The organism is Pseudomonas viridiflava (genome assembly GCF_900184295.1).
Classification (GTDB): Bacteria; Pseudomonadota; Gammaproteobacteria; order Pseudomonadales; family Pseudomonadaceae; genus Aquipseudomonas; species Aquipseudomonas viridiflava.
Genome location: NZ_LT855380.1, coordinates 3,209,750 through 3,228,403, shown reverse-complemented (window position 1 = coordinate 3,228,403; position 18,654 = coordinate 3,209,750). Strand labels below are relative to the sequence as shown.

The window sequence follows — 18,654 nt, the reverse complement described above, 5'->3', positions numbered from 1 at the left end:
CGAAAAACTGCAGGTTGGGGGGGGGGGCGGCGAGAAAACTAATTGACTCTATGCCTGTGGAGTTTTGGAAGGGGGAGTGGATGATAAAAAATTTGGATGCTCTGCAGGCAGGGACGTTGTTAGTCGCGATGTGCGTGAACTAAAAAGACAGCTTATAAGTAATTATTATAGAATATTTTTGATGTAGTGGCAGTCCTATTAATCTAAATGTCAATGAATAGAGGTGGGATATTTTTTAATTTCTAGCAGATGGAGGTGCTTGAGGGCTAAGAGATATTCAACGAATATCGCTGGTGTTTCTTGGTTTGCACGACATCGCTCGTTGTTATCGGTGTTGTATTGAGGTTTATATTGTGTTGGTTGGGCGCGAGCTTTAAATTTTTTAGTGTCTTGCTAACTAGCGTTTTGTTTTTTATAATTTTTAATGGTTCTTGTAGTTTTTGTGGTGAGGTGTTTGTGGTTGGTTATGAAGGTCTATTGGTGGTTTAAGGTATTTTTAGTATTTTATGTTGTTGCAAGCCTAGACGCCATTTAGGATTGCTTTTGCAGTATTTGATGGTTTCCTCAATATTATTTTTTTTATTTTGGTTGTCCATTGGTTGGAGGTAGAAGTTTTTGAAGTCTAGGTGCTCAAATTGATTGGGCATCGAGTCGGGCTGCGGGAATACAAGTTTTAATTCGTCACCTTTAGTTATCTTTAGTTGTGCGGTGGATTTTGGGCTTACACAGATCCAGTCAATACCTTTGGGTGGTGCGATAGTTCCATTCGTCTCTACGGAAATCGTGAAGTCTAACTCATGCAGAGCGGCAATCAATGCGTCATCGACCTGAAGCAAAGGTTCTCCGCCGGTTAATACCACATATTTATGATGTTGATGGGATATAGGCCAGAACGAATCAATGGCATGGGCGAGGGCTTCAGCGTTTTTGAATTTACCCCCACCTTCACCATCTGTTCCCACAAAATCGGTGTCGCAGAATGTGCAGACCGCGTTTGCTCTGTCCTGTTCTCGTCCGGACCAGAGGTTGCATCCAGCAAATCGGCAGAATACCGCGGGTCGACCCGCTTGGTTGCCTTCCCCTTGAAGGGTATAAAACATTTCTTTGATGCTGTAAGTCATTTTATTTACTCATCTGATTCAAATAGGCGGCGAGTGCATTGATCCGCCACCGCTGAACCATCGTCAATCTCGTTCTTGAATGTACTGCTCATACCCAGTTTTGCGCAGTTCGCAGGCTGGGCACGTTCCACACCCGTAGCCCCATTCGTGTTTAAGCTGTCTAGTCCCGAGGTAGCAGGTGTGGGACTCTTCTTGAATCAGGCTAACAAAATCTTGACCGCCTAGGTTTTCAGCCAAACGCCAGGTCTGAGCTTTGTCGAGCCACATCAAGGGGGTTTCAATGATCACGGGAGTGTCCATTCCGAGACTCAAGGCCACCTGGGTGGCTTTAAGGGTGTTGTCCCGGCAGTCTGGGTAGCCTGAGTAGTCGGTTTCGCACATTCCCCCGACCAGCACTGTGAGGCCCCGTCGGTAGGCAATAGTGGCTGCGAACGTCAAAAACAGCAGATTCCTACCGGGTACAAACGTATTGGGAAGTCCATTCTTTTCAAACTCAATGGTTTTCTCAGCGGTCATCGCGGTATCGCTGATCTGGCCGAGTAATTTGAGGTCAAGAACGTGATCCTCACCGAGACGCTGGGCCCAGTTCGGAAATCTGTTACGTACCTCCTGCAAGATATTCAGCCGACATTCGAGTTCGATTCGATGCCTCTGGCCATAATCAAAGCCAATGGTCTCGACATGCTCGTAACGTTCCAGCCCCCAGGCAAGGCAGGTGGTTGAATCTTGTCCGCCTGAAAAAAGAACTAAGGCTTTGGTGTGCATACTGCTCTCCTCGGAACTGGGTCTGATTTAGCGGCGTTTCAATTCTTGCTTGAGTTTTTCGGTCAGATACTTAGTGAGCAATCCGATATCAGTGGGCGTGTTCTGGATACCATTCCAGGGGCGGCGGTCGGTTTCAGAAATGTGCCAATCACCACTTGTCCATGCTGTATGAGGTTTCAAAAGTTTTAAACCTTTGATAAAGCCTTCCTTGCTGGTTGTGCCTTGATCGGAGTAAAGCAACTCCATAACGAAGCTCAAAGAAACCAGACCCGCCCCGTGCTTCAAACGTGAATTCCTGGGCGCTAGTCCTTCCCATTCCGATTTGAAAACTACACGCACGGCATGGAAGAAGTTATTGATAAGTTCGATGCTGCGCCCCTCAAAGTCATCAAACTTCATGAAGCTACGAATCGCGCCATCATTCGCAGAATTCATCACGAACTTCTGCATCGCCATGTCGCTTAGTACTCCTTTGGGATTCGTATGTTGCTTGATCTCGCCAAATAGAGAGGAGTTAGGCAGAAAATTCAACAAATCAATAATGCGAGCAGCAAATTTACGACTGGTGAACCGTTCTGGCAGGCCGTCAACAGTCGGTAAAAGCTCATAGATCAGCGATTTTGGCAGCGGTCGAGTATTGTTGACGAGTACAAACTGCTGCCGCAACTCGTTGTAATCTTTACAAATCAATGCAGATACGAATACCTGGAATCCAGGTTTCTCCATCGTCGCAAGGGCACTGAGTCGTTGTTGTCCATCGACCACGAAGCCTGGCTTGGATTCGGCAGTATCAATAACGATTTCTACAATACCCTCGCCGAGATCTTTAATCGTTACTCCATCCAGAAAGGCCAAGATAATTGCGTTAGGAAGCAATGCATCGTCGCGCTGAAGATAGTCACGAATATCTCTGATGTGCGACGCGACTTGATGGCGCTGAAAGCCTTTGAGGTGACCTTCTTCATCGCGGCCGACTCTCTCAATTTCAGAAAACTCTAAAATTTCATTTGGAGTGGCCGCAAACGAAAATACATCATGCCCGAAGGCCTGTTGGGCGCGTACACCCTTAAATCGATAAATCATTGTTTCGAAAGTTCCAGAGTTTTCTGAAGGTGGCGGTGGTACACGCCTAAGTTATGAAATCCGCGTCTTTTGTTTCGATTGCTGGCTCGAAAGATAATAGTTTCGATACCCGCTTGCTGACAAATCGAACATTGGCATTTTTGCCACGGTTTATCTCTCAGCGTGGGTGAGATTAGTCGGACGTGCTTGGCGATTTCTTTTTCCATTTCTAATGATGACGATATTGAGCCGGAAAGAGTCAGTCGGAGATAGTCTACCAGCACGGCTAAAGTTGAATCAAAGTCGAGCAGGTTTTTATCGTAGTCGCGAATCGCTAGCAACGCTGCTTTTTCTTTGATTTGTAACTCTTCTGCGCTCAAAGTACCTTTTTTTATTCCTTGCATCAGGCGTGGATTTTCAATCGCCTGAGGAATGCGGATAGCTGTGTAGTAATCCAGTTTATTCGTGTTGTTGCCCATGTAGTAATTACACTTCGCATCTTTAAATGCGCGTATAAGGGGGGAGGTTGAGTCAAAACTGGTAATGCCATATCCGGTGAACTCATGGATGTTCTCGGCTTTAGCAAACCCCAGCAGATGAATATTTGTCTCGGGCTTAAGGACCGCTCGAAGCTCTTTCAGAACCTCATGGATTTGATCGACTTTCAAAGGTACTAGACCTCCGATCGCTAAGTAGCGATACCCCATGTCTTCGAGTTGTTTTGCAGCGTTCGCCATGCTTTGAGGAGACCAACCCTGTACCGCTCCAAGAGGTTCGAAAGGCCATTCCGCCTCCTTCACTAAACGCAGAAACTCTTGCGCATTTTTGAGCGTAATTTCGTACCGAAACAGCACATCTTCCGACTGGCTCAGAGCTGGAGGATTGCTGGAGTCGCAGTTGAATATGATGTGGTCCGGCGAGCAACCGTGGGTGAATCCTGCATCTGAGTAGAACTCTACTACTTCGCTTGGGCTATACGCAGGTGTAGGGTGCTCTACATAGGCGAAAGCCCCGCAGTCACCTAGGACCATCGTATCTTTGAACTGAATGCCATCAAGTCGTAGAAATTTGCGCGCGCCTTCTCTGAGGAAGCGTTGCTGCTCGGAAGTCGAGTACCGAACTTTTGAATTAGCGACACCATTTGCAGGTCGCACTGCACTCATCGAGACCAAGAGCCCATCATAGGGGACAGGGGTCATCATTTCGTGCGCATACTGGTCATCCCAGTATCTCTTCCGGCCCGGCGCATTTCGATCGTTGATGAAATCGTAGTCCGGGTCTACGTAGTCCTGAGTGTCGGCGTATAAAAATTTCATTGGTGAGCGCTGGTCATATAGAGGCGGATCAAGGTTTCTTGCAGCGCCTTGATATCTTGAGGGGTGCTTTGGATTTCATTCCACTGGACATTAATCATCGGCCACTGGCCTGTTGTCCATGCGCAGTAAGGGGCGACTCTGGCCAGTTCTTGTACCACGGCTTCGTAGGTTTCGCGCTGACCACCGATTTTGGCGTAGATCCGATCCATAAGCACGCCCATGGCGATGATCCCCGCTGAGTGCATGAGTCGACTGTTCTTGGATTCAAGTGCCCATGCCTCAGGAAACGTGTCACGCACTGCTCGCCAGAAGGTCGTCAGTAGGTTGTACATTGACTCAACGTTCGCCGCTCCGTCGATGCTGGAGGTGTAGGGAGCCAACGCCCCCAACGGATTACTGATGCTATTGCGGATCATCGTTATTACAGCGGTGTCAGTGATCACTGCTTTGCTATTTTGCTCGGACGACCGCTTTATGAGTTTGTGGAAAGGGGAGTTTGGGTCACGACTAAGAAGGCCGCACAACTCAGCTGGTGCCTTGCGAGCACTCAGTTCGCGGGGCAAAAGGATGCTGCCTGTCTCCGGCAGTAGTTCGTTGATCAGTCGAGTGGGCAACGGTTTTGCCTTGTTGACCAAAATAAATTGCTCGCGCTGGGTGGTCAGGCTGTCGGACACAAAACCGATCACGGGCACAGGAAGATCCGAATTGGCCGCTTTCGCCAACGCCAATGAGCGCTGTTGCCCGTCCACGATCCAGGCAGACCTCATTCCTTCCTCCCTGATAGGGATCGTCAGCGTACCCGCTTGCGAAAGCCCCGCATCGCCTGTCGGCTTGCTACCGCGTGCAGCAACAAAGCGCAGGTCAGGAGACAGCGCTAAGATAATTGCATTGGGGAAAAGTACATTTCCCTGATTGAGGTACTCAGTGATCCCTTTGACATGACTCTTAATCTCGGGGCGCTGAAAACCCTTGAGGGGACTGCTGTCTTCGCGCGACAGGCGGCTGATGTCGGCAATTCGGACCAGGTCAGATCCCCTGATGAATAATGCATACACATCAAGGTTGTCGCCTTGCGTGGTGCGTAGCGCACGCACCACAATCGCATCTTCGCTCGTCATGCTTTGCTCTCTATGCTGTCTTGACCTTTGATGTCCTGCCAGATCCTCCGAAAGCGCGATTGCTCGCACGACACCAGGGCGTCGTCCCTTAAGTAGCGTAACAATCGGGTGGAACTGCCTTGGTAGTCAGCCCACACACACTCAAGCATGTAAGCAATTTCACTGTCCGATGCGCGCCGCCGGATGGTCGTTTTTGCTAGAGATAAAACGTCCATCGCCGCGCTGACGCTCTTTCGAGCTATCTCAGCAGGAGCACTCGACAGTTCAAGAATTTCAATGAAATGACGCAGGGCTCTCTGAGGGAAATCGTTGCGAGTGCCCGGTAGTGTTGAGGTTTCAAGGCGTTCGTCATAAGGCATCGCGATGCGTCGTAAATGGCTGGGAAGCATCTCGATGCCTGGGCGCGAAGTGAATATTCTGAGCTTGTCGATCTGCGTGTCCCTGACTTTTCCGAGGTCTTTGCCTATCAACTGCACATAGTTTGAAGAAAGGGCAATGAGCACCAAGTCGATGTCGGGTTGGCTTACAAGGTCCGCTAGGGCACCTCCCTTTGATTGGGTGACATTCACGGCTTCCCACCAATCTGATGAGCGCACACCCAATTTTTCGAGATGTGGGATGATAGAATTCGGATCCTGAGCCACCGTCAGGTTGTACGGTGGACATCTCCGATCGCCTTCAATCAACCCTAAGCCCGTCGACGCAAACATTAGCTTCGCGGCCAGCTTCGTTGCTACGCGCCTCGCGTCAGAAACGCTTCTGCCTACGTAGAGTGAAGATGCCTTCAGAGTGGTGGGACGTTTGTCTATTTGTCCCTTCCACGCCTTTGCCATGGCTGCAATCGATGAATAACACTCGTCGTTCAGCACCACCGGCGGCAGGCCGTCGAGACGTTTTCGATTGGTGCAGCTGGTGATGATCACGGTTCTCATGGGAAAACTGTAGGCCTGTTTTGACGGGTGTTGCATTTATCTGAGGCTGACAATTTACCATTTAATAACTGTATGGGCCAATGTGCTTAGGCTGGTTTTTATGCGGAAGGGTTGGTATAAGAGCCTCAATACTGCTGCTACCCCCTCTCTGGGGGCCGTTCGATGAAGGAAGAGATTCATTGCTTAAGTTCAGCGCAATCAAGGCGTTACAGAGCCCAACCCACCAAGTGGTATCGTTTGCGGCTACCGTAGAGCAGATTTTGGCGATCGCTAGCATCGATCGAGTCAAGCGTGATGATCGTGGCGCCCTTCATGGCTTCCAGCGGCCACAGGTGTCCAAGCACATACGAGAGATCCGCGACTACCTCTCCCGCCCCGATGCGGTAATGCCCAATGCTGTGGTATTAGCGTTTACCAGTGGAGTCCGGGTGGTGGAAGGACATGGAGCCTATGCAGAAATTGAGGTAGATATTTCATCCGGCCCTCCTGGGTTCGTTGTGGATGGTCAGCAGCGCCTATCTGCGTTAGCTGGGCTCGAGGGGAGTTCGTTCCAGTTACTGGTGTCTGCCCTTGTGTGTGAGAATCAGGAAGAACTTCGCCGGCAATTCATTCTTGTCAACAACACCAGTCCATTACCAAAGTCGCTGGTATATGAACTACTCCCGTCTGTCAGCGGTCTTCCATTCAGAATGACCGCCCGCGCCCGCGCAGCCCGCATCGTGGAAATGCTGAATTATGACGATCGATCTTCTTTGCAGGGACAGATTAAGCAGCATACCAACCCCTTAGGGGTCATCGGTGATACGTCGCTCCAGAAACTGGTAATGAACTCCCTATCTGACGGTTACTGTCGGGAGGTGATTGAGTTGTCAGGAGGTGAGGATCGGTGTTTCTTGGCCATCAGTGAGTTTTTCCAGGCGGTGCAGGAGGTGTTTGGAAATGCTTGGCATGGTCATACTCCTAAAAGCTCTCGTCTCGTCCATAGCGCGGGGATTATTTCCATGGGGTTCGTCATGGAGCAATTGTGTGCTACAGGAGCGCCACTGGCCCCAGTATTCAAGTTAGGCCTTAAAAAGCTACAAGGATATACAGCTTGGACGCTCGGTTCGGGAGAGTGGTCCTTTAAAACAGGTAGCCGGCCATGGAATGGCGTTCAGAATTTACATGGTGATATTCATCTTTTAACTGATCATTTGACTAGGGTGGTTCGAAGTTCGGAACTCGTACCTAGCTAACTGGTGCTCATATACTAATATTTAGGAGGCGTTATGACTACTTTGGTTTCCTCGGATCTGTCTCCAGCCCTGGCCAGTGACGCCAGTGTAAAAGAGTTCTCTGAAGTCATTCTTCATCTGTCCATGGCTTTTCAGGAGGCATTGAGAAGGCTTGCAGGGCAGGACGAAGCTTTCCCTTCGGAAGGGTATGGCATGCTGACTGAAGCCTACGGTTTGCGGACGCGTGCGAATATTCTCTATCTAACGCCATCTACCCATGTGGTGCGGGCATTAAATTTTTCCCAAGCCGCTATGTTGGGGAAATTCGAAGAAATATTGAATTGCCTCAGTGATGTCGCCGATTTGCACACTGTTAACTCCATTTTGGTTTCTGTGATCACCATTGCATCAGCGTTGGGTGAGGGGCGAGCCAAAGTTGTAGAGTTTTTATTTGAAACGTTATGCGTCGATCTTGAGTCTTGGAAGGTTTAGCTTAGTTGTTTGGTTTTTTGTCGCGTGAGATACGGGAGGCACCAGTGGAGATTTTTAAAGAGTTCGTTTTTGAGGCTGCTCATCGACTGCCCAATGTTCCAGAAGGGCACAAGTGTGGGCGCCTGCATGGTCATTCCTTTCGTATTGCAATTTATATTGAGGGCGCTGTCGATAAAACGTCGGGTTGGGTCAGGGATTTTTCCGAGATAAAGGAGATTTTCGCGCCGCTGTATGAGCGATTAGATCATAACTATCTAAATGATATTCCTGGTCTGGAAAATCCGACGAGCGAGGTCATAGCGGTCTGGGTTTGGCAAGAGCTCAAGCCATTGCTTCCAGATCTATCCGCAGTACGTATTCACGAGACATGTACAAGTGGGTGTATCTATAGAGGTCCGGAGGTGTAATCACTCTCGCTTAGAGAACATAGAACTCACAGTGAGCTTCTACTGTATGAAAAAGATGGCTTGATGCTGATAGAACCTTGCTTAGCTAGACTGGCATGCATTCGACCTCAGGCTGGGGGCATGCTTTTTCACCCATACATAGCATGCCCTCAGATATGCCCCCAAGTGTCTCATCCTATGGAAGTGGGTAGGCCTCCATGGTCTATGAAAAGCCAGAAATGATCAGCTTAACAGCCTGCCCAGCCACGCCTAAAGACTCTCAGGATCGCCAAAAAACATCTGAATCCGCGACCGCAACCACCGCTCCCCCGGATCATTGTCCTGCGCCCCACGCCACGCCATGTGCAATTCAAACGTACGCGTTTCAATCGGCAGCTCTTCAGCCCTTACACCACCGGCTGCAGTCAACACCTGCGCGGCATAATCCGGAACGGTGGCGATGATGTCGGTGCCGGTCAGTAGTGTGGCCAGGCCATTGAACTGCGGGACGGCGAGGACGACATGGCGTTTGCGGTCCAGTTGTTCCAGGTGCTCGTCGATGAATCCGCTCAGGTCGCCTGCGAAGGACACGAGGGCGTGGGGGCGGGCGCAGAAGTCGTCGAGGCTCAGTGGACCGGGGATCGAGTCGGCGCGCAGCAGTTGCGGCTTGCTGCGGCGCAGGACCTTGCGCTTGGCGTTGGCGGGCAGGTCCTGGGTGTAGCTGACGCCGACCGAGATTTCGCCCGATGCCAGCAGGGGCGGCATCAGGATGTAATTGACCCGTCGGATGACCAGTACGATGCCCGGCGCTTCCGAGCGCAAGCGTTTGAGCAGGGTGGGCAGCAGGGCGAATTCGACGTCGTCGGACAGGCCGATTCGGAATACCGAGGTGCTGGTGGCCGGGTCGAACTCCGAAGCGCGGCTGACGGCTGTGGAGATGGAGTCCAGCGCCGGCGAGAGCAGGCCGAAGATCTCGGTGGCGCGTGCGGTGGGCTCCATGCTGCGGCCGGTGCGGACGAACAGCGGATCGTCGAACAGCCCTCGCAGTCGCGACAGGGCGGCGCTGATGGCCGGTTGGCCGAGGAACAGTTTCTCCGCCGCGCGCGTCACGCTTCGTTCATGCATCAGTGTTTCAAAGACGATGAGCAGGTTGAGGTCGACGCGACGCAGGTCGTTGCGATTCATACGAAGGGTCTCGGGCCATGTGTCGAATGGAAGCGGGGGCAGGGTGCGATAGTACGAGCAAACGTCGATTTCACGAATCAAAAATTAACAGAAAGATCATTGACCTGCGTTAAATGCCCACATGGGTTGCAATGTTTCGTCGACATGCGAACAATGGCCGCCATCTGCGAATCGCCGCACAAGCGTTGTCCGGCAAGCTGTGCAGCCTTTCAGGGACAATCGATGACAGGCATGTCGACTATTAATAGCCACTGATAGTGTTACCGGCAATGCCCGGATAGAGTTTGTGGCATCAAGGTTTACGAGGCGAGGTTCTCAATGTCCCGCATGATCCGTTTTAACCAGTTTGGCCCAGCCGAGGTGCTCAAGATCGAAGAGCACCCCGACGCGTTGCCTGCACCCGGTGAGGTGCAAGTGCGCGTCCAGGCGATCGGTGTCAGCTGGTATGACGTTCTCTGGCGACAAAATCTGGCTTCCACCCATGCTCGCTTACCAGCCGGTCTGGGGTACGAAATGGCCGGCGTGGTGACTGCGCTGGGCGAGGGTGTCGATGACCTGCGCGTTGGCGACAAGGTGGCCAGCTTCCCCGCAGCGGACGCCAACGAGCATCCGGTGTACGGCGAGTCCATTGTGCTGCCGCGCAAGGCGCTGGTCCGTTACCCGGATGTGTTGACGCCGGTTCAGGCCAGTGTGCATTACACGTCGTATCTGGTGGCTTACTTTGCCTATGTCGATCTGGCACGGGTCAAGGCGGGTCAGTACGTGCTGGTGACCGATGCAAGCCACTGTGCCGGACCTTCCTTCGTGCAGTTGGGCAAGGCGCTGGGTGTACGTGTCATCGCGGCGACCAAGACGGAAGATGCTCGCGATTACCTGCTGTCTCTGGGCGCCGAGAAGGTCGTTGTGACCGAAGAACAGGACCTGTTGATGGCGATCAACAAGTACACCGATAACCGTGGCGTCGATGCGGTCTTCGATGGCCTGGGTGGCCCACAGATGTCGTTGATGGGTGATGTGCTGGCGCCGCGAGGCAGTCTGGTGCTCTACGGTCTGCAAGGTGGCAACCAGACACCTTTCCCGGCCTGCGCTGCCTTCCAGAAGAACATCCAGTTTTACGTTCATTGCCTGGGCAACTTCACCGGCAAGCCGGAACTGGGCATTACTCAGGACGAGGAAGCGCTGAAGCGTGCGCTGCAGGACCTCAACCAACTGACTGCCGACCGCGTGCTGGCTCCGTTGCAGACCCGCAGCTTCCCGTTCGAGCAGGTGGTTCAGGCGCACCGATACATGGACACCTGTCCGATTGGTGGGCGTGCGGTGCTTGAGATCGAATCTGACTGATTACGTACGATTCAATGAACGTTGTCCTGAAGCCTTCCTGTTAAGGAAGGCTTTTTCAATTGAAGTTTCAGAACGACTTCAGGCTGTTTCTTTGTTTGCTACTTCATCAATAGCTTTATCGAAGCGGCAAACTCGCTGCCTCCATCGGCCGCTGTGTAGACCAGATGCAGTTGAATGTCTTCCAGTAGCGCTCTCTCTTTTTTCTCCGAATCTTCGCCATAAAACTGTTTGACAACGCTTTCATCCGGGAACGCCAGCGTCCAGTTCGAGATAGCCCCTGTGCCTTCGAACGGCAGATACCGACCATCGCCGAACAGCAGTTGGCACAGCCAGCCTTCCTTGCCTACACCTCGACCGTCGTCTGACAGTGTTGAAGACAACGCTATTTGCTGCAAGGCCCGCAAATTGGTTTTGATGTGAGGATGGGCCTTACGTGCGCCATAAAGCAGTTTTGCCGCTTCAATATCTGGCTTGATCAGTGTAGTACTGCCTGTTTGAGTCAGGACGGCACTCAGGTTCTGCAGGCTGTTCGGGTTATCGGATTTCAGTTTGAACGACACGGACACATGCGTGATCTGCCTCAGGTAATGTCCGGGATAGTTGCTGTCGAAGTCCTTGGATTGCAGCGAAAAGGAGAGCGGTGTCGAACTCAGTGATTTCAATGTCTGTAGCCATTGATCGTCACTATTACCTAACAGGTCTTTGATCGAAATGGTCTTGTTGATGCTCATGCGCCGCTCGTGGCTTTGCAGATAGGCTGCTTCCATTTCCTGAACGTCGAGTTGCAGCGATTCGCCGGCGAGCATGCCTCGATAATTGTCGTTCCAGGCGCTGGTGCGAATGAACCGAGGTCTGTCGTAGTCGCCCGTTTCAAATCGCCATGCATTTTCCAGAGCCAGACACAGAGAGAGCACCGCATCGTAGGCTGGCGCGTACAGCGTGGATGTGCGCGCCACCATCCAATTGTAAGTGGCAACGGTGGCAAAGCCTGTGGTCAACGAAACATACGTCTCCTGAAGGGCGGTGCGCTGTGCTTTCGATTCCTCAACGCAAATCTGTGCTGCCCGAATCAGTATGTCCTGCTCGGCGACCTCGGCTGCAATGGTCTCAAGCTCATGTTCTGCTATGCCGACCTGCAAATCCCATAGGCGCGATCTGCGTTCGTATTCAGCTTCTGTGGCAAGCATTTCCGATGTGAAACCTACGGCGCGGGTAGCAGCGTGCGCGGCTGCTATACCTGCCCCCACAGCAGCTGACGGTTTGAATCCGCCATTGGCGAGACCAAATATAGTCGGCAGCGAATCCAATGCCCCTTTGACGACCTCTGGTGCAGACATGGCCGTTTCATAAACCGCTGCCAATGCCTTGAACCTCTGCGAGCTGATTTCCAGTGCGGTCCGACTTTCAAGGAGTTGTGAACTGAAGAAAGTCCTTCGAAGCTCCGCTGATTTTTTACTCACGAGCAATGTTTTTCTGACTGCAAGTGCAGCGTTCAGGGCCTCCGTTTGCAGTTTGACCGTAAAGTCCGCCAGCCGTATCTGCTGCTCCTGCAGCTGCACATCGAGCATGACATCCGCTTCGGTTTCAATCAGGTGCAGCAACTGACGCCCCATGTCGATCAGTCGGGCGACTGCCTGCTGCACGGAGGGCAGCAGGGCCTTGAAGCGATGCGCCGGAACGGGGCCCGTGCCATTGCCAAAGGTGGTGCGCAGACCACCGGGCGCCCCCGACGCGTATTGAAATGCTTCGTCACTGGCATAAAAGGGCATGAAGGGCATTATCTTGCCATCGATTGTCAGTGCATGACGCAGATTGAATACACGTTGCTCAAGGGTTTTGCGCAGTTCAACAAGCCTGGGATTGAGGGGGCGAAGGAAATCTGTGCTTCTGGTTTGCGCCAGTTGCCGCGTTGTCCAGGTTTCGCTCCCATTGCTTGTCGGTAGTGCACCGATCAGCTTGAGGGCCTGCTGGTAGCAGAGCCATGCCTGGGTCAGGCTATCTCGGCTGAGCAGCCTGTAATGGTGGTCGCCCTCGCGCTGCCAGTGCTCCACCAGAAACAGAAAGACGGCACGACGATAATGGCGTGACGAGGTGAAAGCACGTACTGCAGGCTCCACATTGCCAGCCAGTTGCCCGGTGCCAGAATCCGGCTCGGCGAGCGGCCGAGTGCTCCAGAGGGCCGGTTCGCCGTGCTCGCCAGGTTCTGTGCGGTACGGATCGAACAGGTGGTCTGTGCACCAGCGCAAGGCGTGCTGAAACTGTTTTTCTTCACTCAGGCGGCACGCCACGAGGAAGGGCAGGTGCAAAAATAGCTCGCGTAGATAGCGACCGTTGGCGCCGTGAAAGTCGACTTGGGTTGTTGCACCTGCGTCTATGGCGGGCTCGTTCAGCGTCTGGGTTTCCCAGTCAAGTACCCGGTCTACTGATTGGGTGACACGACTGACCAGTTTTTTTCCGAACAGGGTGTTGAGACGGATCGTATTGAAAGGTAATTCTTTTGTGCCTGTAAGATCAAGGTAAAGAGCCTGGTCCGAATTCCGGGTTATTTTGCAGTTCGGCGCAGAGACGGTAGTGGCGCTGTAAATTGTTGTCCGGTATATGTAATAAGTATCTTCAAGCGAATCGGCAAGTGCGAAGCGATAAGTTCCAGGTGATTCACAATTAAAGTCAGCTTCAAGCATGGCTGTTCCGTCAAGTTTCTTCCAGCCGGTGTGGAGCGCGAAAAAATTTTCTTCACTCGGTCTCTTCATTAATAATTTAAGGGACCTTGAGCTAAAGAGGATTTTCGTTATTGGTTCTTTTCCGTTTGTTTTGTGTTCAGTTGTTTCTTGCTTTGTGTAAGTGGCCTTGATATGAGCCTTTTTGGAGATGGGATCTATGATCGATAGTTGGAATCGATAGGGGAGGTGTGAAAGGTAGTCGGGCCTTTCTGATGTTGTATTATTTGTTGTGTTGTCATAAAAACCTTTAATTTTATCCAGTATGTTTGGATTTGTTTCATGGTCGACTATTATGGGGCCAATTATTAAGGTTTCACCTGAGTAGATGTGTTGTATTTTGCGAGTCTGGTTGTATTTGCTATGGAGTTCTTGAAAAAAATCTGTCTTACTTTCAGTCGTGGTATGGTTTTCTTTTTTAATAAGTTTGTCGTCAATCAATAATAAGTCGCGAACCCGTACGAAGTAGTCTTTATTTTCGATGCCGATCTTTTGTTTCGTGCTCGTGTCATAAAGTATGATTATGAACCATGGGTCTTTCTCTCGCCCACTGCTCTTGTCGACAACAGCAATCAATCCAGGCTTATAACTTTCATCCTTCAAGAAGTTATTGGTTTCGGGTATGTCCTTGTCGGGCTGTGTCGCGGGCTGTGTCGCGGGCTGTGTCGTGGTTGTCGAATTGGTTGCTGTGGCGGTCGCGGTTTCCTGATTCTCAGGCTGCGTCCCATCCAGACACATCAACTCGTTGGCCGGGCTCCATAATCCGTCAGCCTGTTTGTAGCAGTAATACACCGTTATCTTTTTGAATCGGGTTGGCTTCTGGTCCTGTCCATCGTTGCCGGGAATATAGGTCTTGGCGCGTTCGACCCAGATCACATAGGGTCTGCCTGCGATGATGATCGGGCGGATGACGTCCAGTTTTTGCCCGTCCTCGGTCGTTATCTGGACAATCTGACCGCTGATAGGCAGGCCTATCCTTTCCCATTCGCTCCATGCCAGCGGACTCAGCTGTCCCTTTTCGTCACGCTGGCTGATGTGCAGAGAGCGCCAGTAGTATTCGAGCGGCTCGACATTGGTCCTGCCAATAAAGTGATAGGTGTCCTGTGCCGGGTCTATGCCGTCCAGGTAGCCGCTGACCACTTGCAGGTTGCTGACGTGTTCGAACTTGCCGATATAGTTGGCGACGGCGAGCTGCACCATGTCATCGGTCAGCTTCCCCTGATTCAGCTCATTTTCCAGCTCTATGAAGGCCTTGCTCTTGCCGGGGCGTAAACCGGGATGGATCAGGTTTTCCGGGTGGTTGTTCTGCTGCTGCCAAATTCGCCAGTGGTCATACTGGCTGCGATAACGACGCCAGGCATCATGGGCATTTTTGATCACGCCGGGTGCCGCCGCCTGATAGCCGTTTTCAAGGTGAGCAAAAAAACGATTCAAATAGTGCTGCAGGCTTGCGGTGGCATGTGCAACACGAGTTGTGATGACTTCGTTGGACACTTGCGTATCGGTCAATAAGTAATCTGACAGATCGTCCACGTCCGAACGTGATGAAAATCTGGAATCGGATCTGGACGGCAACTTGACCAGCAGATAGCTTGCCAACGCATCCCGCCAGTGCTCGTCCAGCCGGGCTTCGATATTTTTCTGCTGTATTTCAGTACAACTGCTCAGCAGCTGAGTGGCCACCGAGTGGAAAGTGGAGAACGCGGACTGTTGCGTCAGATTGCTTAGTTTAATGAGCGATTGACACGATACGTTGGTTTTCAGGCAAAGTGATTGCAGTCTCATGACCTGGTCGATGTCGCTGACTGAAACGATTCCTTGAGAAGGATGCAGTTGTGTATCTTTAATGACGTCTGTGTCGGTGTCTGGGGAGCTGCTTTCCGTCTTGATAAAACTTACGCCTATCAGAGGGTTGCCTATGCGCTGGCCGTCGGTAAAGCTGATGACCGGGTTGGCGCCACGTTGTCGTGCTTGAGCTTTGAGTTGTCCCGCAACCTCATCGAATTGATCACGGGTAACAATCAACGGACCCGGATTGTCTTTTATGAATGCGTGGAACTCTTGCATTAATGCTCTTTGTTCGGCTGCCGGATGTTTGGTAATGTCAGTGATGTAATAATAAAGCCATATGACGTACCAGATCTCCGGCTTGGTTTCGTAGCTTGTTTTTGCTTCCTTGCCAAGGTTGGCTATGAAATCCGTAAAGGTCTTATTGGACATGTCGGGTGGTGCTGGAAATACCGGGCCACTGGCTGATGTAATCAGCTCTTCCGGAAGGTCATAGAGTGTATCGATTGCCGCTGATGTTTCTTCCACTCCCCACCCAATGAGCCTGGCCAGGCGGTCCGCAGTTTCGCTGGCGGTCAATCCTTCCGCGCCGTTGAGCGTGTTCAAGCAGGCGAGCACATCCGATTCCTGGTAGCCCAGCCCTTGAGCCCGGTTCACCCAAGCGCGATAGCAACTGAATTGGTAACACAGTTCCAGCGAGGCAGATCCGTTACCGACGTCCATGCATTCCGGAGATTCAAGATAAAGCTCCAGCGCTGCAGGGCTCACCTCAAAAGCACAGATTAATGCCGCATGCCGTCTCAGCTCCGACCACAACATGAATGCCTTCTTGCCAAAGGTCCCTTGAACGCTTTGTTTCATTTCACTGAGCAAGGTCGCCGTGTCGCTATGCAGCCAGCGAAGCAGCAGCAGGATATGTTGTTCGCTCAAGGCAAAACCTGCTGAGTGGACAGTAATCCCGCTCAACGTCCTGGCGATAACTTTGCAGACATCCTCCTGAGCGACCAGCGCACCGTTTATCAGCCCGGTCAGCGTTTTACCCAATGTCAGGAAAGTATCTGCGTCCAGTGTGCCCTCGTGGGCTAGCTTTCCGGCAAGACACTGCGAGACCCTTGCGTTGATGGCCGATTCTCGCGTCTGACCCTTTTCAGAAATGACGGTAATGATCCATCCCTCCGGGCTGACCAGCGCCCCAAGAGCCTGTGTCCAGGTGCCGGACTTATCCAGAAGCGTTACCTGCCGAGCACTCGCTGCATCAATAAGCGCCTGCTCGGTCAGTAATAGCCTTTCCAGACGATCATTGGTTTCAGTGATCAGATTCGACCAGTCCGCAGGCACCGGCGCGGGACGGTCGGTGGTATCGGGAGTTGGCCGGATCAGCATGGCCAGACGCTGCAGACTCACCTTGTGTTGTCTGGACCATTGCGTGACGTTGACCATCGCCATGATCACATCGAGTATGTCTGGCTCTTCACCTGTCTCTGAAAGAACCGGGGTTTCTGCCAGTTGTTTCATAAGACTCTGGTCGGTTGTCAGCATTATTTCGGTAAGCGCCTGACCCTCTGCATCTGAAAGTCTCAGGACTCTTGGCAGATGGACAAAGCGGTAAAGCGCCGAGAAAAGCTTCAGTGTTTTCCCGGTTTTGCCTGCTAACCGGCCGATCAACGAAACAAGTGTCCTGCCGGTCTGTTCATCGATACTGAGCGCCTGGCCTATTTGTGCCAACGTGAGGCCGCCAGCTTCACTGTCTGGATCGAACTCTCCGTTGTCGAGAACCAGCCTCGCCCGGGCTTCGCTCCCGCTATCCGATACGTTGCCACTCATCACGCGGTCGAGGAATGGAAGGGGCTCGCCGGTTGTGTAGACAGGCAAGTCTCCAAGCAGCGCTGCAAATTCCTCGGTTGTCACGTTGAAGCTGGCATGCAGGTAGCGGAATACACCGATGACACGCAAGGTGTTGCGGGTGAAGTGAAAGTCGCTGGCCTGGCCCTCGGCACGCAGCGCTGACATGATCAGCAGATCGACCTCTGCGTAAGGAAGTTTCAGCTCGTGTTGCAAACGGATGATTTTGTACATCCGGTACAGTCGGTCGGCGTTGATGTGGACAAGTTGTGTAGAGAGGTGGTCTGGAGTTTTCTTGAGCGCGATGGCCGGTTCCGTTGCGTTGTTGATGAACGATGCGCCGAACAGATGGCTCGCAGCAGGCGTACCGTCACTGCCCTGGACGAGCCTTGAACGTGTCACGGTGGTCTCGGAACCTGTTTCGGCAGCAGCACCGACAGGCTTCACTGCAAGCGCCTCGCAAAGTTGTAGCTCACTCAGTCCAGTCCGTTGACACATATACGTGACGTCTTCCAGAGCTTTCAGCGCAGCTGTGAAATCGCCGTTTGTCCCGTAGGTGATACTGAAAAAGTCAGGCTTCGAAGTCGCTTGCTGATCCAGCAGCAGGGTGGTGGTTTCAGGGTCAATCCCACTGGCTGACAGCATGGCGCTGCGCAGGCTGGTACTGCGAAAATTCTGGTAGCAGAAGTTCGGGTAGTAGTAGGAGGTCTTTTGCAGAAGATCCAGCGAGTGGACGCCTTTTTCTTCCAGCACTGCCTTGATCTGTTCGAATGGACGGTGAAACGGTAACGCCGAATGTGCATTAGCTTTTGCAATGGCTTCTGGCAGCGGAAGGCTGCCGGCGTAGTTCTTCGCATGCTGTTCCAGTATCTCGTTCACCCGTGTCAGCGCCCGCATGGGGGTATGGGTGCTCTTATTGTCCAGCTCGAGCTGCTGCAGGTCTGGCCGTCTGACGCGAAGCGGTATTGCCTTGTCATCACCCATTACCTCCATCGCCAACGCGTGTTGATAAAGGTCGCTCAAGTAGGCCAGTGGTCCGTCATTGGCGTTCAGGGCGTTGGACGAAGTGGTAAGCGTGATGTTCTGCGGAAACAGACTCGCGTAGTCGGGGTGGGCTTCGGGAGTCGCGGGATTTTTAGGCAGGGCCATGGGTTCACGTTCCTTGTGAGTTTTTAGAAGTGCCCGGGCTTGCCGCAGCACCTTGTAAGTCTAGAGCGTAACCTGAGACCGCGATATTTCGAACGATCAGGCGTGAACTGCCAGAAATGCTGTGTATTCAACGGGCTATTTGCAAACAGGCTGCCCCACCGGTATTCCTCGCTTAGATTATTTTGCTATCAACTCATGTTGACGCTACGCATGGCGCGTGAGCTGC

The 18,654-nt window shown here is 52.2% G+C and carries 12 protein-coding genes; 4 read left to right on the top strand and 8 right to left on the bottom strand.

Annotation, left to right across the window (positions count from 1 at the left end):
- Positions 1 to 485 precede the first annotated feature (485 nt).
- From queE to CFBP1590_RS14505, 6 genes are all read right to left on the bottom strand, one after another.
- Positions 486 to 1,121 carry a 7-carboxy-7-deazaguanine synthase gene (queE, locus tag CFBP1590_RS14530; protein ID WP_088235343.1) on the bottom strand — a complete coding sequence of 212 codons (636 nt, stop codon included), beginning with the start codon at positions 1,119 to 1,121 and terminating at the stop codon, positions 486 to 488.
- A gap of 63 nt (positions 1,122 to 1,184) precedes the next feature.
- The gene (queC, locus tag CFBP1590_RS14525; RefSeq protein WP_088235342.1) at positions 1,185 to 1,886 is read right to left on the bottom strand and encodes a 7-cyano-7-deazaguanine synthase QueC; all 702 of its coding nucleotides are present in this window, start codon (positions 1,884 to 1,886) and stop codon (positions 1,185 to 1,187) included.
- A gap of 27 nt (positions 1,887 to 1,913) precedes the next feature.
- Positions 1,914 to 2,969 (bottom strand): DGQHR domain-containing protein DpdB, encoded by a 1,056-nt coding sequence (dbpB, locus tag CFBP1590_RS14520; protein ID WP_088235341.1) that lies wholly within the window; start codon positions 2,967 to 2,969, stop codon positions 1,914 to 1,916.
- The gene (gene dpdA, locus CFBP1590_RS14515) at positions 2,966 to 4,264 is read right to left on the bottom strand and encodes a tRNA-guanine transglycosylase DpdA (RefSeq protein WP_088235340.1); all 1,299 of its coding nucleotides are present in this window, start codon (positions 4,262 to 4,264) and stop codon (positions 2,966 to 2,968) included. The genes dbpB (CFBP1590_RS14520) and dpdA overlap by 4 nt, the downstream gene beginning before the upstream one ends.
- Entirely contained in the window at positions 4,261 to 5,382 is a 1,122-nt protein-coding gene (gene dbpB, locus CFBP1590_RS14510; RefSeq protein ID WP_088235339.1) for a DGQHR domain-containing protein DpdB, read from the bottom strand. Before dbpB (CFBP1590_RS14510) ends, dpdA begins: the two co-directional genes overlap by 4 nt.
- On the bottom strand, positions 5,379 to 6,305 hold the full coding sequence (locus CFBP1590_RS14505; protein ID WP_088235338.1) for a hypothetical protein: 927 nt from the start codon (positions 6,303 to 6,305) through the stop codon (positions 5,379 to 5,381). Before CFBP1590_RS14505 ends, dbpB (CFBP1590_RS14510) begins: the two co-directional genes overlap by 4 nt.
- 188 nt (positions 6,306 to 6,493) lie before the next feature.
- On the opposite strand from CFBP1590_RS14505, the gene dbpB (CFBP1590_RS14500) reads away from it, so the two are divergent.
- Genes dbpB (CFBP1590_RS14500) through queD form a run of 3 tightly spaced genes read left to right on the top strand, consistent with a single transcriptional unit; the run spans position 6,494 to position 8,427 of the window.
- Complete coding sequence (dbpB, locus tag CFBP1590_RS14500; RefSeq protein WP_231991721.1) at positions 6,494 to 7,549, top strand: DGQHR domain-containing protein DpdB; 1,056 nt, start codon at positions 6,494 to 6,496, stop codon at positions 7,547 to 7,549.
- Positions 7,550 to 7,582: 33 nt separating this feature from the next.
- A complete protein-coding gene (locus CFBP1590_RS14495) occupies positions 7,583 to 8,020 on the top strand; it encodes a hypothetical protein (protein WP_088235336.1) in 438 nt (145 codons plus the stop codon).
- A gap of 44 nt (positions 8,021 to 8,064) precedes the next feature.
- Complete coding sequence (queD, locus tag CFBP1590_RS14490) at positions 8,065 to 8,427, top strand: 6-carboxytetrahydropterin synthase QueD (protein ID WP_088235335.1); 363 nt, start codon at positions 8,065 to 8,067, stop codon at positions 8,425 to 8,427.
- A 249-nt stretch (positions 8,428 to 8,676) separates the two neighbouring features.
- On the opposite strand, the gene CFBP1590_RS14485 is transcribed toward queD, so the two are convergent.
- A complete protein-coding gene (locus CFBP1590_RS14485) occupies positions 8,677 to 9,591 on the bottom strand; it encodes a LysR family transcriptional regulator (protein ID WP_088235334.1) in 915 nt (304 codons plus the stop codon).
- Between the two features lie 318 nt (positions 9,592 to 9,909).
- Between CFBP1590_RS14485 and CFBP1590_RS14480 the strand changes: the two genes are divergently transcribed.
- Entirely contained in the window at positions 9,910 to 10,932 is a 1,023-nt protein-coding gene (locus tag CFBP1590_RS14480; RefSeq protein ID WP_025993028.1) for a zinc-dependent alcohol dehydrogenase family protein, read from the top strand.
- A 98-nt stretch (positions 10,933 to 11,030) separates the two neighbouring features.
- Here CFBP1590_RS14480 and CFBP1590_RS14475 read toward each other — a convergent pair whose 3' ends face one another.
- Positions 11,031 to 18,428: a Tc toxin subunit A-related protein gene (locus CFBP1590_RS14475; protein ID WP_088235333.1), complete on the bottom strand. Its 7,398-nt coding sequence runs from the start codon at positions 18,426 to 18,428 to the stop codon at positions 11,031 to 11,033.
- Positions 18,429 to 18,654 lie beyond the last annotated feature (226 nt).